This is a genomic window from Chryseobacterium culicis, from assembly GCF_002979755.1.
GTDB classification, from domain to species: domain Bacteria; phylum Bacteroidota; class Bacteroidia; order Flavobacteriales; family Weeksellaceae; genus Chryseobacterium; species Chryseobacterium culicis_A.
Genome location: NZ_PCPP01000005.1, coordinates 236138 through 254604, shown reverse-complemented (window position 1 = coordinate 254604; position 18467 = coordinate 236138). Strand labels below are relative to the sequence as shown.

Below are 18467 nucleotides of genomic sequence, written 5' to 3'. Positions count from 1 at the left end.
GTAATATTTAATTGTTAATTTTTGTTATTTCTTAATCGATATAGCAAATCTGGTAAATAAGCACCAAAAAAACCCAGTGAGACAATCACCAGTAATAAAAGATTGATATCAATGTGTCTTAAATAATAAGCTACTCCTACAATCATTAAATAGAAAAGAATAATATAAAAAGTAGATCTTCGATGGGTAAGATTCAATTTTAGCAGCTTATGATGAATATGGTTTTTATCAGCATCAAATGGCGATTTTTTGTTATAAAGCCTTACCATGATCACATTTAATGTATCTACAATCGGAAGAATCAAAATGGCTACTGCTACCACAGGAGCAGACTGAAGGTGATATCTTGGAACATCTATCAGTTTTTTATCGATAAAAATATCGATAAAACAAATGGAGGTAAAAGCTAATAAAAAGCCCAGCAGCATAGAACCTGTATCGCCCATAAATATTTTACGATTCCTGTAATTTGATAAATTGTAATATAAAAATGCCAGTACTGTTCCAATAATAATAATGGATAGCACAACCAGCGGATAATTATATTCTCCTAAACGGTAATAGCTGATCCCGAATAAAGCGCTGCAGATAACAGAATATCCTCCTGCCAATCCATCTATTCCATCAATCAGGTTGAATGCATTAATCAGAATAATAAACGTTACAATACTGAAAATCACACTTACAAAATACTCCAGTTCATATACGCCAAATATTCCAAATAAGCTTCTGATTCTAATATCTGAGCCAATAACCACCAATGAAGACACCACAATTTGTGCAACAAGTTTTTTGTAGGCTCTCATGACAACAATATCATCCATTACTCCTACATAAAGCAGGATAATCAATGAGGCAAATAAGAATTTATAGAGATCAAATAATTCATAGGCAAAAATTGAGGCACAGATTCCTATAGAATAAAAGATGGCAATTCCTCCCAGGTTGGGAATTTCTCTAAGGTGAGAGCTTCTTATTCCAGGCTCATCCATCAGATTCTTTCTTCTAGAAATCTTGACAATGGTAGGAATAGAAAAAAAAGTAATTAAAAAGGAGAACACGAAACCCAGTCCTATTTTTATATAGAAAATAGGTATTCCCGATCCGCTTAAGAACAATTCAAAATTTTTCATTTTCTTCTTATTCAGCACTTGTATCTCCTAAATAAAAAACCATAACAGAACGTATAAGAACTTCATTATCATTTTCTATTGACCGAAACAATAGTACTTACATTTGTGTTTACTAAATCAATTTTCTTATCAATCTTTTCTGTCCGGCAAAAAATAACAGATAAAAAATCTTTTTCTTCAAAGGCAAAGATAAAAGATAATTCTTACCAAAACGACTATACTTCAATATATCTTGAATTTTTATTTGTCTTTCCTTCATAAAAAGGACTAACTGATCAGACATACTGTAGAATAATTCTTCTTTTTTGACATACGCCAGATAGGCCAAAAACGAGTAAATTCCTTCAAAAATCTGAAAATTTTTCAATTCTTTATTTTTGTGGGAATAGGGGGATTCTCGGAATACTTTCTCTACATCAGACACCGCTTTTAGGATATCAAGTCCTTTTTCTGTGTGGGTTTTTGTAATAGAATCGGTACGTTCGAGGTACTGATAATGGAACTTCTGAGTCTGCGCAATGGTTTCACATTCCAGCAAAAGCTGTGGAATAAGCTGAATATCTTCAAAATGAACCCCTTTTTTAAATCTTCTCTGATTAAAAAGTTCTTTTTTGAATAATTTATTGCAGGCAAAGTAGCTGATATCCGAAAATACTGAAAAGTTATCTTCAAGGGCTATCTTCTCCGGCATATTGGGAAGCTGAGTCAGTTTTTGAATAATCTTTCCGTTCTCATCCACTTTCTGGATATTACAGATGACCATTTTGGCCCGATGCTTCTCGGCTAAAAGAAACATTTCCTCGAACATGGTTTCGGTGACATAGTCATCACTGTCTACAAAACCGATGTAATCACCGGCAGCTCTGTCAATCCCAAAATTACGGGCATCGCTTAAACCTCCATTTTCTTTGGTAAAAGCTTTTATTTTTTCAGGATATTGGTGTGCAAATTCTTTAATTATTTTTTCAGAGTTATCCTTACTCCCATCGTTCACTACAATAATCTCAATATCAGAGAGACTCTGCTTCACCAGAGAATCAAGGCATTGTGTCAGATAATTTTCAACATTATAAACGGGAACGATAATGGATACTCTTGAGGGAACATTTGTCATACATTAAATTTTCGTCAGTCTTGCATTCAGCCAGCCTTTTTTAGCTTCATCAAAATCTTTTCTGGAACATGGAATGCAGTTTTCTATATTTTCATCATCACCAAAATACCATAAATTACTGAAAGTATCCCGTCTGAATGCATATTGTCTGTCATCTATCAAAACATAGAACAGCTCATAATGTCTTTCTTTCGGATGGGAATGCTGGATATTGATTCCTTCAATCAGATACCACAGCATCTGTGCTAAAAGCTGATGATTCAGTTGGTTTTCCGAGTAAATATTATAATTAAAAATCCCTACAGATTTAAGGTTTTCACTCAATCCGATTTCTTTCATGTAGGCGCAGATTTCTCTTCTGTTCAACCCATTTACCTGTGGGTTCATGGAAAAAGGTTCGCTAAAGCTTTCAATAGCATCACAATTTACGGTAACAAGATCTGCTTTCCTGAAGAAAGGTTCTGTTTTTTCTGTGGAATTCATCATTTCAGCCAGTCGGATAATATCAAACTCTACTTCTTTGATGAGTCTTACAGAATCCATTTCATTTAAATGTTTCTGATACCCCAGATGATGATAATTTTTAATGGAAAAATTCTTCGCCCCAAAAATCTTACTTAAAAAAGTATGTTCATTGATTGTTTCTCCTTGCTGAAGAGAAATAATATTACTGATCTGGGTATAATTGATGCTTTTCTTGTGAAAATTCAATGCTGAAAATAATGAAAAAGCAAAATCATTGGACCCTCCAATAATCACGGGAATAGCTCTTTTATAATGACATGCCGACAGCACTTCCTGCAAGATATAGTGAGTATCCTGCACGGATTTCCCGGAAACCAAATCCCCAAGATCTACAACAGGAATTTCGAAGTCCATCTGAGAAAGCTTATAAAATTCTTTTCTTACTGCTGTAAAATCCTGTACTTCTGCATCTCCGCCTGCGCCTCTGTAGTCTGATACAAATAAAAGAACAATACTATCTTCCTTGATATCCTTAGTAATCCGACTTCCTATCTGCCAGCTTTCTGTTTTGAAATTTCTTGGTGAAATGATAAAGTCTTCGAAATCCATATTTTAATTTGAAATGTAATAATTGATTAACTGCTTGATGTAACAAACATACAAAAAAAGCCTTCCTTGAAGAAGACTTTTAGTAAGATATAGAATTATTTCTTAGTTAATTTTTTATAAATTTTGACACCACTCTTTCTTTTACCATCTGAATATCAATAAAATAAACACCCGATGACAGATTACTTAAATTAATTTTATCCTGTAATTGATTAGGTTCCAGATGCAATACAACTCGTCCATTTGTATCGTAGATGTCATAGCTCATTATTTTTTCACTGGAAGTAATATGTAGAAAATCCTTAACCGGATTTGGGTAGAGCTTCACGCTATTCAATGCTACTTCTGAAGTTTTTAGACTGCTTGCATTAAAAAAATATTTACGGGCTGTCCCTACATATTTGGTTTGCGATCCATACCAAATAGAGTAGATTCCAAATAGCACAATGGAGTTCCCATACAATTCGAATCCTTTATTGTATACATTCTTGTTCAGCATTTGCGGAGTAATAATTTTACCGTTTAGCCCAAAGGAATTATCCAGATCGCCATTTTCATCCATCTTCAAAGCATAGGTATTGTACCAGCCTGTTCCTGAAACCATAAATGTATTGTCTGCAAGACGCGCCACCTTTATCGGGGTTGAATCAGACTGAACAGGAGTAACAATTATTCCTGTATTTTTAAATGTAGTATCTAAAGTTCCGTCTGCATTCAAACGATACGTAACAAGTCCAAAACAATTATTCCCATTACAAATACTCCCGGAAGTAAATCCTAAGATTTTCCCATTATCCAGAAACATAAGGTGAGCACTCCCATCTATATTCTGACCATAGGAATACTGGAAAGTTCCCGCATTTCCAAAAGAAGGATCAAGGCTTCCGTCAGACTGAAGTTTTGTAATAACGATTCTCTGATCACTCACCGCCACCATTTTCTGACCTGCTATAAATATTTCATTGTTATTTTTTACAATAACCCTCCTGTATTTATAAGCAAGACCTAAAGCAAGCGTTCCTCCGTTTCCAAAAGAAGTGTCCGGAGTTCCGTTTGGTAAAAAACGTGCAAGGCTAAAATCTGAACCGGCGTTGGAAGTGGTATATTTCAGAAGATAAATTTTGCCATTCTGATCAATATCTATGTCAGCATAGGATGCGGACAGATTAAACGGAGTAAAGCTATTTACAAAATTTCCATTTTCATCTATTTTCTGAACAGCCCCATACCCAACATCCATGATAATATAATTGCCATCTCCTGCAGGTTTTATCTTACCATAATATCCCTGAGAGAAAAGTTTATATCCAGTCCCATTGGAAAAAGAAGTATCTAACACTCCATTGGCGGTAAAACGGGCAATAAAGTTACTGCCTACCGCTAAAATTTTTCCATCCGGAAGTTGGGTTGTGGATTGTATCTGCAGTCCTCCAGACATTTGACTGCCATTATAAAATGCAAAATCAGTAGATCCACTGCTTAAACCATACGATGTATCCAGCAGATTTTCCTGGGCAAAGGCATTCAAAGTGATAAAAAGCCCTAAAATAGATAGAATTTTATACATAAGACTCAATTTTAAAATGATGTTTCAGGTTGTTATATTAGTTTTTAAGCTCCCAAAGTTAAAAATTTAATGAGAAAATAAAGGGAGAAATATTTTCTTTACAATTAGGATCTAATAAAAAAGCCGTTAACAATTTGTCAACGGCTTTCTATTTAATAAAATATTATTTCTTTTTGGCAGCTGGTTTCTTTGCTGCTGTTGTTTTCTTTGTTGTAGTAGCTTTTTTAGCTGCAGGTTTTTTCTTTTCTGCAAAAGCTTTAGGATCCTGATCTGTAATCCATTTTTTAACCTCATCTAAAGAAAGTTCTTTTAATTCCTCTGCATCATATTTTGTATCGTCAGCTTTCTTAGGAATTTTAAACATAGCCTTTCCGAACTTGATGAAAGGTCCCCATCTTCCGTTTTCAATGGAAATCTTTTCTTTTTCCCACTGCTGGATGTATCGGTTGGCTTCTTTTTCCAGTTTAGCATCAATCAGTTCATTGATATCGCTTTGAGAAAGATTTTCAAAATCATATCTCTTTGGAACGTTCACGAAAATATCTTTATACTTGATAAATGGTCCGAATCTTCCTGTTCCTTTTGTTACAGGTTCTCCTTTATATGTTGCAATAGGAGCATCAGCAATTTTCTTTTCATTGATGATTTCCTCTGCACGTTTCTGATCTACAGAAAGCGGATCTTCACCTTTCGGAATACTGATATACGTTTCTCCCCATTTAACATAAGGTCCAAATCTTCCTACTCCTACAGAAACCGGATGTCCGTCAACTTCACTTAAATCAAAAGGCAACTTGAACAGTTCCATTGCTTCTTCGAAAGTAATAGTTGCGATATTCTGGCCTGTCATTAATGAAGCAAAGATTGGTTTTTCCTCATCATCCGTTTCTCCAATCTGGATCATTGCTCCAAATCTTCCGATTCTTGCATGAACATTTTTACCGGTCTTTGGATCTACTCCTAATAATCTATCTCCTGTTGCACGGTCTGCATTTTCTTCTACATCTTCAATTCTCGGGTGAAATTTTGAGTAGAAATTCGTCATCATTTCCTTCCATTTCTGGTCGCCACTCGCAATTTCGTCAAAACTTTCTTCTACCCTTGCTGTGAAACCGTAGTCAAGGATTTCTCTGAAGTTATCTGTTAAGAAGTCATTGACAACTTCACCAATATCTGTAGGAATGAATTTATTTTTATCACCTCCGAATTTTTCTTCAAGAACTACTTTTTTGATCTTATCTTTTACTAAAGACATTTTGATCACTTCACGGGTATGTGGTTCGATTTCTCTTTTATCTACATACTCTCTGTTCTGAATGGTCTGAATGGTAGGAGCATAAGTAGAAGGTCTCCCAATCCCTAATTCTTCAAGTTTTCTCACCAATCCGGCTTCAGTATATCTTGCACTTGGTCTTGTGAATTTTTCAGTAGCAGTAATTGTTTTATAGTTCAATATTTCTCCTACAGTTACTTTCGGCAACAGTTTATCGTTGTTTTCTTCATCTTCATCCTCTGTCTTTACAATGCCGTAAGCCTTCAGGAAACCATCGAATATAATTACCTCACCCTGTGCTTCAAAATGATGCGGCAATGATGTATTTCCTATTTCGATCACTGTCTTTTCAATTTTGGCATTAGCCATCTGAGAAGCCAGTGTTCTTTTATAAATTAATTGATACAGTCTGTTTAATTGTGCATCAGCTACAGTTTTTACGCCAAAATCCGTAGGACGGATCGCTTCGTGCGCTTCCTGTGCTGAAGCAGATTTTGTGGTATAGTTTCTTGGAGAAGAATATTCTGCTCCGTATTCTGATACAATTTGTTTTTTAGCACCTTCAATGGCTTCCTGGGAAAGGTTTACGGAGTCTGTTCTCATATAGGTAATAAACCCTTCTTCGTAAAGCCTCTGCGCCAGACGCATGGTATTGGTTACATTATATCCAAGTCTTGAGGAAGCTTCCTGCTGTAATGTAGAAGTTGTAAACGGAGCGGAAGCCGAACGTGTACCTGGCTTGGTTTCTACATTCAGAACTTTAAATTCTGTAGTTTTCGCCTGCTCCAGGAATTTTTCTGCCTCTTCTTCTTTTTCAAAGTCTTTTTTCAGCTTTGCAGCAATTTCCTGCTCTGTTTTATTTAGGAAAATCCCGTCAAGTTTAAAGCTTGCTTTCGGCTTGAATTCACGGATTTCTTTTTCTCTTTCAACAATTAATCTCACTGCTACAGACTGTACTCTACCTGCAGACAGTCCCGGCTTTACTTTTTTCCATAAAACGGGTGACATTTCAAAACCTACGATTCTGTCCAGCACTCTTCTTGCCTGCTGGGCATTGACTAAGTTCTGATCAATATCTCTTGGATTGTCAATTGCTTTTAGAATGGCGTTTTTGGTAATCTCGTGGAAAACAATTCTTTTTCTGTTTTCAGGCTTCAGCTTCAATTCATCCGCAAGGTGCCATGCAATAGCTTCTCCTTCGCGATCCTCATCGGAAGCAAGCCATACCATATCAGCTTTCTTTACGGCAGCCTTTAATTCGGTTACCAATTTCTTTTTGTCTGCTGAAACTTCGTAATCAGGACTGAATGTAGTAAGGTCTATCCCCATTCCTTTTTTAGGAAGATCCCGGATATGTCCGAAACTGGATTTTACTTCAAAATCCTTTCCTAGATATTTTTGAATAGTTTTTGCTTTTGCCGGGGACTCTACGATTACTAAATTTTTCGACATTCTAACTAAAAATTTTTGCAAAAGTAAAGCTTTTTTATTATATACTTTTTGTTAAACGGGTTTAATTTAACAATCGAAGTGGTTTATACTCTCTTTCAGCATCCACTTTTTGAAGAAACAAATCCTTTGTAGTATAGGTTTTAGACTGTTATGCAATTATCAACACTGAATGATATAGAATTTTTTACCAGCCATAATAGATGCAAGAAATATGCTCTATATAAAAAAGCAGAACAAGAAACCTCATTCTGCTTTTCAACTCTTTTTGTTACGGTTTATTGTTTTATAATTTTTACAGTTGCTTCTGAATTATTTATTCTTATTAGATACACTCCTGCACTTAAAGAAGAGAGATCTGTCTGATTATTGACAAACTGCCCTGATTTCACAAGCTGACCGAGGGCATTAAAAATCTGAAAACGGTATTCTTTATCCACCGTAGCCCTGATGTAAAGGATATTAGAAAAAGGACTTGGGTATAAAGAAATTTTGTTATTCTTAATTTTTAGTTCAGGATTTACCTTACTCAGTCTAGGTTCTTTGGACATTGCATTCGTTTTTGAGGCCGGACCTTCTTCATTACCATTAGCATCATATTCTATTTTCACACATCGGCATCCCGTTCCGAAGTACGGGTCATTATTATCATGAAAGACCATTATTCTATTGGTGGTAGAAGCTGCATCAAACAAGACATTAATAGACCTTCCAATATAATTTGAATTTAAAGCATCCGTCCATACAGCCGGATACTGAAAGTTGAGAACATTGAACGTTCCCTGTGAAGTCTGATTGGCAATAACACTTCTGAAACCTCTTGATCCGGAATCAGGATAGTTTCCTATGGGATAAGCCGGATTGTTAAACAAATACCCTACTGTAGCATTGGCCGAATTTCTCACTCTCGCTCCCAAATAATCAGTCGCAATACTATATGATGTGGCAACATTCTTATCTTTTTTATACCAGGGAGTTTGCCCGAAATCAGCACCTGAAACCAAAGCCACACTGGTCAGATCAGGAATCCTCCATCCTTCAGGACAAGGATCAAAAGGTGATTTGCCACCTCCTCTTCCCCATCTGTCAGGCGCTAAATTAGGCTCCTGTGCCAGCCAGTCTGTACCGTTCGTATAATTGGGTGTTGCACTGTTGTAAGGTGCCCATGTACTTGGGATCATATATACCAGAGGATTTTTCACAGAATAGGATAATATTTTGGAGATTTTATCTGCGGGTTTATCGGTTAACTGTACGTTTGATGCTGTTGCATACGTGTTATAAGGTATAATATAGTTTCCTGAAAGGTTGTTATATTCAGACTGATCAAGCGTAGTGTATGAAACCGTTCCTTTAGGACCAGGAGTTCCCAGAAACACATTATAAAAGCTTCTATTATCGGCATACTGGAATGGAGGAATAGGATCTTTTCTACCCCATTGATAGTGCAGTCCGGTAGAGGTACGTATTTTTAACAGTTCATCAGCAGTGGGCGCCTGAGGATTGACAATGTTGGGAAAAGCATCTGTTGCTCCGAGATTACGATCCATAAAGACTGTCTGTAATGCAATATCAGCTTTGTTGACATAGTTCACATAATTTGTAACGGCTTCCGGAACTTCTGTAATATAAGAATAAGATCCTACGGGAGAATCCGTAACCCAGATATGCCAGCTCCAATATATAGGTGAAGATACATCACCATTATGCAATGTTACCACAGCATTTCCACTTTCATTAGGTGCAATTTCTACAGATATTTTAGAATTAATAATATCCTGCAATGATGAAGGTGAAGGATTCACCATTAGAATTCTGCTGATAAGAGAGGTATTGGTAGTCCATAGCACATTGGTTTTTAAATTAGTAAAACTGGAAGGATTTAATATCTCAATATTACCCAACAACCCGCTTTGTACAGAGAACGCTTTACTGACCGGAATTTCAATAATAGTGGCTGTTTCGCTTTTAACAACCTGATACGTATTCGGGTTATTGAAACCTTCTTTGAATTCTGTGGCTACTGGCAGGTATTCTGTTGGAAAATCATAATCATTAATGGTGTATAGCGGATCTTTTATACATCTGCAACCGTTAGCATCTGAGGTATACATTCCGGACATTGGAAAGTAATAATAACGTCCTTTAATATTAGGATAATTAGCATCCGGAACATCAGGCTGTGTTTTATCCGGAATCATGGAAAGCCCTCTTACCGTAACAGCCGGAGAAGCATCAAACAATCGAGTCAAAGTAGCCGTCCACAATGCAATATGATGCTGATCACTGTACTGTCCTAGATGAGCACCTCTGATAAGCTGTCCGCTTCCGGGAAAAATCCCCATATTAAATCCTCCTACTGCCGATAGATCAAAGCCAAGATTGGGATAAATCCTAAACCCTGTCATAAAGGCTGGAATTCCTGCATCAGTAGGTTTTATGATATGATATTTATTGGCTTCAAAAACATTTCTCGCCATATTGGTTTTCACCCCGAAAGGCGAAAAATCTATTCTTATATCATCTACATAGGATCCTGAGGCCAGATTCGCCACCAGCATTGAAGGTATACGCCATCCATTAGGACATGGGTCATAAGGAGATTTATCTCTATAAGGTTTAGTTTTGTCATCCGTATTGTAAATACTTTCAATTTTTCCTTGTGCATTGTCTGACCAAAGATTGAGTTCTGAAAGCCTGTTACTCGGCAAGGTAGTAGATTTACCAAACCAATTGACAGGAAGGTTAAAATTATTATTATAGTAAGCCTGACCTGAATTATCATCTTTATTGACATAGATAAGGCTCAAAGGATTTTTTACTGAAAGCCTCATATTATTGGTAACCTCTGCAGTAGAAAGCAGAACAAACTTCCTGAGATCATCAATACTTACAGCATTGGTCATATTTTTAGCCCCTCTATGCCTCACTCTGCCTATAGATCCTGAAGCTTCGTAGAAATCGTTTCCTCTTGTAACCAATGGCGGAATGGGATCTTTTCGTCCCCATTGATAGAGAAGTCCGATACTTCGGTTCCAGTCTGATGCCGTGATAGAACTTGTAATTGCGCCCAGATTCCTATCCATCCATTTCCAATCGGAGTCTGGAATAACTTCAGTGGTTCCGTCTGATTTCATCCTTTTGACATTATTGAAACTTCTATAAGTTACTCCATTCGTAGGATCATCCGTCACCCAGATATGCCAGCTCCAATAAATTTCGCCGTTTACTTTAAGAGCAATCACAGCATTTCCCTTTTTCACTTTGTTGACAGGAACCTTTATCTTAGCATCCTGCCCTGTTCCCATTATTTCAAGGGCGTAGTTTACTCCGGACTTTATAAGCCCATGAACGTCTTCCCATAAAACATCTGCTGTTACTGTACCCGACGGAATACCGCTTCCGTTAAGATATCCGCCTCCTTCCCACATTGCATAGGCTTTCTTTACGGGAATCAATAATCCTTCGCTATTCTGATTGGGATCAAAAATATAACTGTTAGGAGCTTTTTTCCAGTCCGGAAGAAATAATGTTGTCAATTCATGGACTGGTCTTTTCAATGAGTCGATGTTCTTAGCATACCATACCGTTCTTATATACGCTGCTGAGGGAAGGTTTCCTATGATATTAGCCTTAGAACAGACCCCCAATAATACAAGGCAGATAACTGCCGCTAATTTTCCAGTTAATCTTTTCATACCTTAAGGTTTTAGTGTGATTAGCGGAATGCAATTTTTACGCCTATTTCAATGAAAAGAGATTTATTTTATAAATAAAAACAAAGTATTTTAATTATGTTATTAATAATACAAAACAAAACATGATAAACAGTACAAATACCCAAAATCTTTTTTACATAAAAAAAAACAGCCCGAAGCTGTCTTTATATTTTAATGTTCAAAATGCTATGGAAGAATATGATTTCTATAAAGATCTATCGAAAATCTTCCAGCCTTAATATTATTAAAGATGGAGAAGATGACAAAATTGAAGACAACCAGTGAAATGATAAATGCGTAAATGATATTTTTAACCCTTCCGGAAACAGCATACATTGCATTAGGAATAATGATATAGGAGAATCCGATGAATGCTCCTGCAAGTCTCGACGAGAAAATAGGATTATTTCTAAAAATAAAGTAAAGACAGATCCCAATTACAGCATAGTTTCTATGATATTCGTAATAAGGGTAGAGCTCTTTCATCTTAGAATCAAAAACAAAAAGGAAGAAAGTAAGGATCGCCATCATTACCTCCGGAATCCCAACACCACCATTCAATCGCTGTACAGTTTCATCCATATACCCATTGAAACCTTCTACCAAGGTACTATCAGAAGCCATCCCATCTAAGAAACTCCCAAAACTCCTATATATTTCAAACGGAGATAAAAAGACAGAGCCTACAATCATAATCAGCATTATCGTCTTGTTTAACGGAACACGTGCCAGCCAATACATAGGAAGGAATAAGTAACAAACACTATGGATACCTGATCCTATAAATATAAAAAATAGATAATGCCAGAATTTCCGCTCTTTAATATACCGTATCGCAAAATAAGCAATAAAAGTTCCCAGGTTTTGTCTGATCTGCCCACTCTCCCCGATAAAGAAGTTAGGAATAAACATAAACAGCGTAAAAGTAAAGGGATAAAAAGTATTGTCTTCTGTATATTCTACTTTAAAGATCATCGCAAAAATGGCAATAACCAGCGTCAGCATATAAAAAGGAGCATCAAAAAAATTGAGAAGAACCTTATTAATCAAAGTATACAGCCATTCCACATCCAGGGCTTCCGTACCCTCCATATGGAGCATCTTCATAAAGATACTGTAATAGCTTTTGGTATCAGAGTAAATATAAATCCCCTTGTAACTTCCGTAATCCGGGCCTACGCTGTCTCTAAGACCAACGATAATAATAAAATAAACAGCAAGGAACCAGAACCACTTTTTATCAACCTTCTTTCCATACACTTCCTGAACACTGAAGAACAGCATATAGACAATTGCAATTAAATAATATGGATGTAGTAAACTCATGCTAAATCTCTGGTGTTTTTTTAAACTGATGATATACTGTGATTATTCCGGTCAGAATTAAAGGCAGGAAAAGCCTCACTTCCCAGAAAAGCCCCACTAAAGTAATCATAAGAAGATAAGGAATGGAAAAGAAAAAATACTTTCCAAAAACACTCCTGTTTTCTTCTTCTGTACACAGCCTGTATATAAAATAAATCACAATTAATGCAAAGACCAATCCCGCAAGATTGAAAGGACTGGAAAAGTTTCTGTTAATATAAAACCCTTCTACAAAAGTAGTTTCGTCCTGAACAAGTAATGCTCTCAATCCCAGATAAGGAATCAGAAAAGCAATAACCAATGGTATAATTTTCCAGATTACCTGATAATTTCCTTTTTTCAATTCATCAATATTAAAAAATACCGCTGCAAAAAAAGCAATGTTCAAGCAGGCTGTTTCCCTTACCAAAGTAGAAAGCCCGACAAGACCAATGAGAATATAAAAGAAAATATTTTTTCTGGTATCTAAATATTTCAGGGTTAAAAAAACACCTGCCAGATAGCAGAATAGTGCAATAGTATCACAATTTGTCGGTGCATACTGTGTGATCACAATGAAAAACACGGATAAGAGATGAATAATCCTTCTCGCATTAAGATTCAGCAGAAGTCCTATTGACTTCAATTGAAAAACGGCATTCAAAATCAAAGAACATAAAACAAAGAACACACTGTTCATCAGGAAAAGCCCATGATAAAAAGGGGTTCCGTTTTTTGATAAAAAATCTTTGAAGAAAGAAAGGGGTCCGTTGATCAGACTGTACATCAGATCTGTCATCTGTACACTCAGATAATTAGGAATCACTCTGTAAGCATATACGGAGGAAAATAAAAAGTCAGGAGTAGTCTCTGATGTTTTCAGCCTTGTATAGGAAGATTCAAATCCGTAATAAGACATGGCAAACAACAGAAGCGGAAGTACTATTACAAATAGAAATCCGTTTATTTTTTCATCATTTCTTTTCAACATATCTAAAAACAGATTCTTATTTTTTTAATAATAATGGTGGTTGAAAATACATTTTTTCAAAAGGGAACTTTTGCAAAAGTAGAATATTTTTTCATTCTTCCTAGAATATTTTATTGATTTTCAGTCAAAACTTATCGCTAACTATTTTGAACTAATGCTTAAAAAATTAAATTTGCAGACTTGATTTAAATGCAATGCATCGCTTTTTTATATTTTTATATTATCTGATTTCCAGAAATAAAACCCTATCTGTACTGACAGCTTTGGGAATTGCCGTTTTATGCTTATTCTTTGCGTCAAAGATTAATTTTGAGGAAGACATCAATCAGATTATTCCTAAAAATGAAAAATCAGATCTTACAGCCAAGGTTCTTAAACAGCTCAATTTTTCGGATAAAATTATTGTTATTATAGAGAATAAATCCGGAGAAGACAGCTTCCAGCTTTCCGAAACCGCAGATACTTTCCTCAAAAAAATTGATCCTTTACAAAAGTATATCGGTTCTGTTCAGGGTAAAGTGAATGATAATGAGATTTCTGAAACCTTTGATTTTGTCAGCCAGAACCTTCCTTTATTCCTTAATGAGAATGATTATCAAGAAATTGACCGGAAACTTCAGAAAAACAGCATTGCGAAACAGGTAGAAAACAATTACATCTCACTGGTTTCTCCCACAAGTCTTGTCACCAAAGAGTTTATTAAAAAAGATCCTTTGGGACTTACTTTTTTAGGAATCAAAAAATTAAATGCTTTAAATATCAGCAAAGACTTCAAACTCGAAGACAGCTATATTGTAACCAAAGATGGTAAAAACCTCTTACTTTTCATTGACCCCAGGAACAAAAGCAATGATACAAAAGCAAATGAAGCTTTTATAGATCAGCTTAATTCCATCAAAGACCATATCAACAAACAGTTCAAAGGAAAAACAGAGATCAGCTATTTCGGCTCTCCGGTGATTGCTGTGGCCAATGCGAAACAAATCAAAAAAGACATACAGAACACGGTAGTCATTTCCATGACGGTACTTTTAATCCTTCTGATCTATTACTTCAGAAATATCTTTACACCCATCATTGTGTTTTTGCCCACGGTGTTTTCGGTATTGCTTGCCCTCTTAATCCTTTATTTTATCAAAGATAAGATTTCTGCAATTTCATTAAGTGTAGGCGCTATTCTGATAGGGATTACGATAGATTATGCCCTGCATATTCTGACACATTACAAACACAACAACAATATTGAAGAGCTTTACAAAGAAATCACCCAACCTATTGTATTGAGCAGTGCAACGACCGCCGTTTCATTCCTGTGCCTGGTTTTTGTACGCTCTGAAGCACTGAAAGATTTAGGCCTTTTTGCAGCCATTACAGTTATTCTTTCTTCAATCTCAGCATTAATTATTGTTCCTCAACTTTATAAACCAAAAGAAAAAGAACATCTTAACACCAATTTTATCGATAGAATTGGCTCTTATCCTTATGAGAAAAACAAACCTTTAATCATAGGATGTTCCATTATCATTCTTGCCTGCCTGTTCGGATTCAGACATGTAGGCTTTAATGAAGATATCGGTGATCTGAATTATATTCCAAAAGAATTAAAAATCAGTGAAGCAAAACTGCAGAAACTTTCCGATATCACTTCAAAATCAATCTATACTATTTCTTATGGAAATTCTGAAGAAGAGGCATTAACCAGAAATTCCGAACTCAGCAGCTTCCTTGAAAAAGAGAAGAAAGAAGGTAAAATTTTAAGCTATAATTCTATCGGAAGTATCGTGCTTTCAGAAAAAGACCAACAAAAAAAGATTGACCACTGGAACCAATTCTGGAATAACCAGAAAAAGAATCAGACCATTACCGAGCTGGTCAGTAACGGAAATAAATTCGGGTTCAACAGTTCTGCTTTTGACAGTTTTAATGAAGCTTTGCATAAAAACTACACTGCATTAAGTCTAAAAGACTATCAAAAAGTGAAAGCACTTCAGATTTCAGAATTCATGAGCAACGAAAATGGTTTTTACACCGTTTCCAATGTTGTGAAAGTGAACGAAAACAAACGGGATACTTTCATTAAAGATATTGAGAAGAAACATGATGCCATTGCCATTGACCGCCAGCAGATGAACGAGAATTTCCTTGGACTCCTGAAAAGGGATTTCAATACCTTGATTAATTATTCTCTTCTTGCCATCGTTTTAACAATCATTGTTTTCTTCAGAAATTTTGAATTAACAATCCTGACCATGTTCCCAATTGTCCTGACAGGTATTGTGACAGCTGGAATTCTTTATTTTCTGGGACTTGAATTAAATATCTTCAGTACCGTTGTCTGTACTCTTGTATTTGGAGTTGGGGATGACTTCAGTATTTTCCTGACACAGGCTATGCAAAAAGAACATACCACGGGAAAAAATGAATTGCCAACTTACAGAACATCCATTATTCTTGCCGTTTTCACGACTATTCTGTCTATCGGATCTCTGATTTTTGCCAAGCATCCGGCTCTGCATTCTTTAGCACTCGTGGCTCTGATAGGAATGTTTTCTGTGATTATTATTACCTCTACATTATATCCTTTCTGGTTCAGATTATTCATTACGAACCGGGCCAAAAAAGGACTTTCTCCAATCACCTTCAGACTCTCGTTTATTTCAATCTTCTCATTTTTATATTATGGAATCGGAGGTCTTATATTTTCAGCATTTGGAAGCTTCTTTGTTAAAAATTCCAAAGGAAAAACCCTGGATATTATCAAACTTATTTTAGCCAGATTTTTAACTTCTGTCCTTTATTCCAATCCATTTGTAAAAAAGAAGGTCATTAAAAATACATGGGAAGATTTCAGTAAACCTGCTGTCATTATTGCCAATCATACGTCTTTCCTTGATACCCTGGCAATAGCAATGGCTACCCATAAAATCATTTACCTTGTGAATGACTGGGTATATCAGTCTCCTGTTTTTGGAAAACTGGTACGGGCATTGGGCTTTTATCCTGTTTCACAGGGAATCGAGAATGGAATGGAAAAACTGAAAGAAAAAATTGAACAAGGATATTCCCTGGTTGTTTTCCCTGAAGCAGAGCGTTCTTACACCAATGATGTGAAAAGATTCCATAAAGGAGCATTTTATCTTGCCGAGCAGTTCGGTCTGGATATTCTTCCACTCTATATCCACGGAAACTCTGAGGTATTACCGAAAGGAGATTTTATAATCTATGACGGAAGCATTACCGTAAAAGTGGGGAACAGAATCAGCAAAGATGACATCAGTTTTGGTAAAAACTATTCTGAAAGAACCAAGAAGATCAATGCCTACTTCAGAGAAGAATTTGCAAAACTGAGAGAAGAGATTGAGGATGAAAATTATTTTAAAAAGAAATTATTCCTGAGCTACCTGTATAAGGACAGTGAAGTGGTAAAAGAAGTAAAAGAAGATTTCAATACCAATAAATCAGTATATTTCGAAATGAATAAGCATATTTCCCATGAAGCCAACATTCTTCATATGGCGGATGATTTCGGACAGAAAGATGCTTTATTAACGCTATACCAGGCAAGCCGAAGAGTTTTTTCTCTGATAAAAAATGATGAAAAAAGAGCAATAGCCGCCCACAGCTACCTGGTAAAAAGAAGAAAGATACAGTATATAAAAGATCTTTCGGAAGTGAACAAAAAGATTGATGTACTTATTGTCTCACATGATCATTTTACATTCAATGACATTCAGGATCTCCCTGAAACAATCATTTTTGTAAATACAAAAAACACTTCGTTTGAAAGTGATAATTATGCATTAAAATTTAGTTCTGAATCATTAAAAGTATTTAAAACTAAATAATAAATATGAAAAACATATTTTTGTAAACGCTAAAGAAAACTAATGAAGAAAAATATACTTGTCATATATTATTCACAAACCGGACAACTCGAAGATATCGTGAGAAACATAGCCCAGCCTTTTGAAGCAAAAAAGGATGCTTATGACGTTACGTATTACAACATTCAGCTAAAGGAAGACTTCCCTTTTCCCTGGCCAGGTGATGTATTTTTCAACACCTTTCCTGAATCTTATTTACAGATTCCTAAAGAAATCCTTCCTCCTTCAGAAGAAATTCTGAACAAAAAGTACGACCTTATTCTTTTTGGGTATCAGGTATGGTATCTCACACCATCTATTCCTATTATTTCATTCTTAAAGAGTGATTATGCGGGACGCATCCTTAAAGATACTCCTGTAGTAACCATTTCCGGAACCAGAAATATGTGGATGCTTTCTCAGGAAAAACTAAAAGTTTACTTAAGAGATTTACAGGCTAAACTGGTAGGAAATATTGCATTGGTAGACAGACATGACAATTACACCAGTGTATTGACCATCCTTCGATGGCTCACAACAGGTCAGAAAGAAAAATCAGGAATGCTTCCTGCTGCAGGAGTTTCCGATGAAGAAATCACAGGTTCCGTAAAGTATGGCGAGATTATTGAAAGACATTTTAGTAATAATGACCTTAACAGTTTACAGCCGGATCTTGTTAAGAATGGAGCCATTGAAATTCGTGCGTTTCTGGTACGTGTAGAGAAGGTAGGAAACAAAATTTTTACAGTATGGTCTAATCTGATCATCAAGAAAAAAGAGAAACGCCCATTGCTAATAAAATTCTTTAAGGTATATTTGATGGCAGCGATATGGATTATCTCACCTGTCGTTTTGGTTTTACACCTGCTTACAACCCCTATATTTTGGTTTAAAAGACAAAAACAAAAAAGATATTTACAAGGAATTAATTTAAAATAGA

Annotated in this window: 10 protein-coding genes; 2 read left to right on the top strand and 8 right to left on the bottom strand. The window is 35.7% G+C overall.

Annotated elements, in window-relative coordinates:
• Positions 1–14: 14 nt before the first annotated feature.
• From CQ022_RS20870 to CQ022_RS20835, 8 genes are all read right to left on the bottom strand, one after another.
• Positions 15–1133: a glycosyltransferase family 4 protein gene (locus CQ022_RS20870; protein ID WP_105684207.1), complete on the bottom strand. Its 1119-nt coding sequence runs from the start codon at positions 1131–1133 to the stop codon at positions 15–17.
• Positions 1134–1245: 112 nt separating this feature from the next.
• Positions 1246–2247 (bottom strand): glycosyltransferase family 2 protein, encoded by a 1002-nt coding sequence (locus CQ022_RS20865; RefSeq protein ID WP_105684206.1) that lies wholly within the window; start codon positions 2245–2247, stop codon positions 1246–1248.
• A 3-nt stretch (positions 2248–2250) separates the two neighbouring features.
• On the bottom strand, positions 2251–3321 hold the full coding sequence (locus tag CQ022_RS20860; protein WP_105684205.1) for a formimidoylglutamase: 1071 nt from the start codon (positions 3319–3321) through the stop codon (positions 2251–2253).
• 106 nt (positions 3322–3427) lie between these two features.
• Positions 3428–4888: a T9SS type A sorting domain-containing protein gene (locus CQ022_RS20855; protein ID WP_105684204.1), complete on the bottom strand. Its 1461-nt coding sequence runs from the start codon at positions 4886–4888 to the stop codon at positions 3428–3430.
• Between the two features lie 163 nt (positions 4889–5051).
• Positions 5052–7613, bottom strand: a complete 2562-nt coding sequence (gene topA / locus CQ022_RS20850; protein WP_105684203.1) for a type I DNA topoisomerase — start codon at positions 7611–7613, stop codon at positions 5052–5054.
• A 275-nt stretch (positions 7614–7888) separates the two neighbouring features.
• A complete protein-coding gene (locus CQ022_RS20845) occupies positions 7889–11308 on the bottom strand; it encodes a T9SS type A sorting domain-containing protein (protein ID WP_105684202.1) in 3420 nt (1139 codons plus the stop codon).
• Positions 11309–11515: 207 nt separating this feature from the next.
• Complete coding sequence (locus CQ022_RS20840) at positions 11516–12655, bottom strand: EpsG family protein (RefSeq protein WP_228421820.1); 1140 nt, start codon at positions 12653–12655, stop codon at positions 11516–11518.
• A 1-nt stretch (position 12656) separates the two neighbouring features.
• Entirely contained in the window at positions 12657–13664 is a 1008-nt protein-coding gene (locus CQ022_RS20835; RefSeq protein WP_105684200.1) for a hypothetical protein, read from the bottom strand.
• Between the two features lie 194 nt (positions 13665–13858).
• Between CQ022_RS20835 and CQ022_RS20830 the strand changes: the two genes are divergently transcribed.
• Positions 13859–17509, top strand: a complete 3651-nt coding sequence (locus tag CQ022_RS20830; protein ID WP_105684199.1) for an MMPL family transporter — start codon at positions 13859–13861, stop codon at positions 17507–17509.
• 42 nt (positions 17510–17551) lie between these two features.
• Complete coding sequence (locus CQ022_RS20825; protein ID WP_105684198.1) at positions 17552–18466, top strand: hypothetical protein; 915 nt, start codon at positions 17552–17554, stop codon at positions 18464–18466.
• Position 18467: the final 1 nt, after the last annotated feature.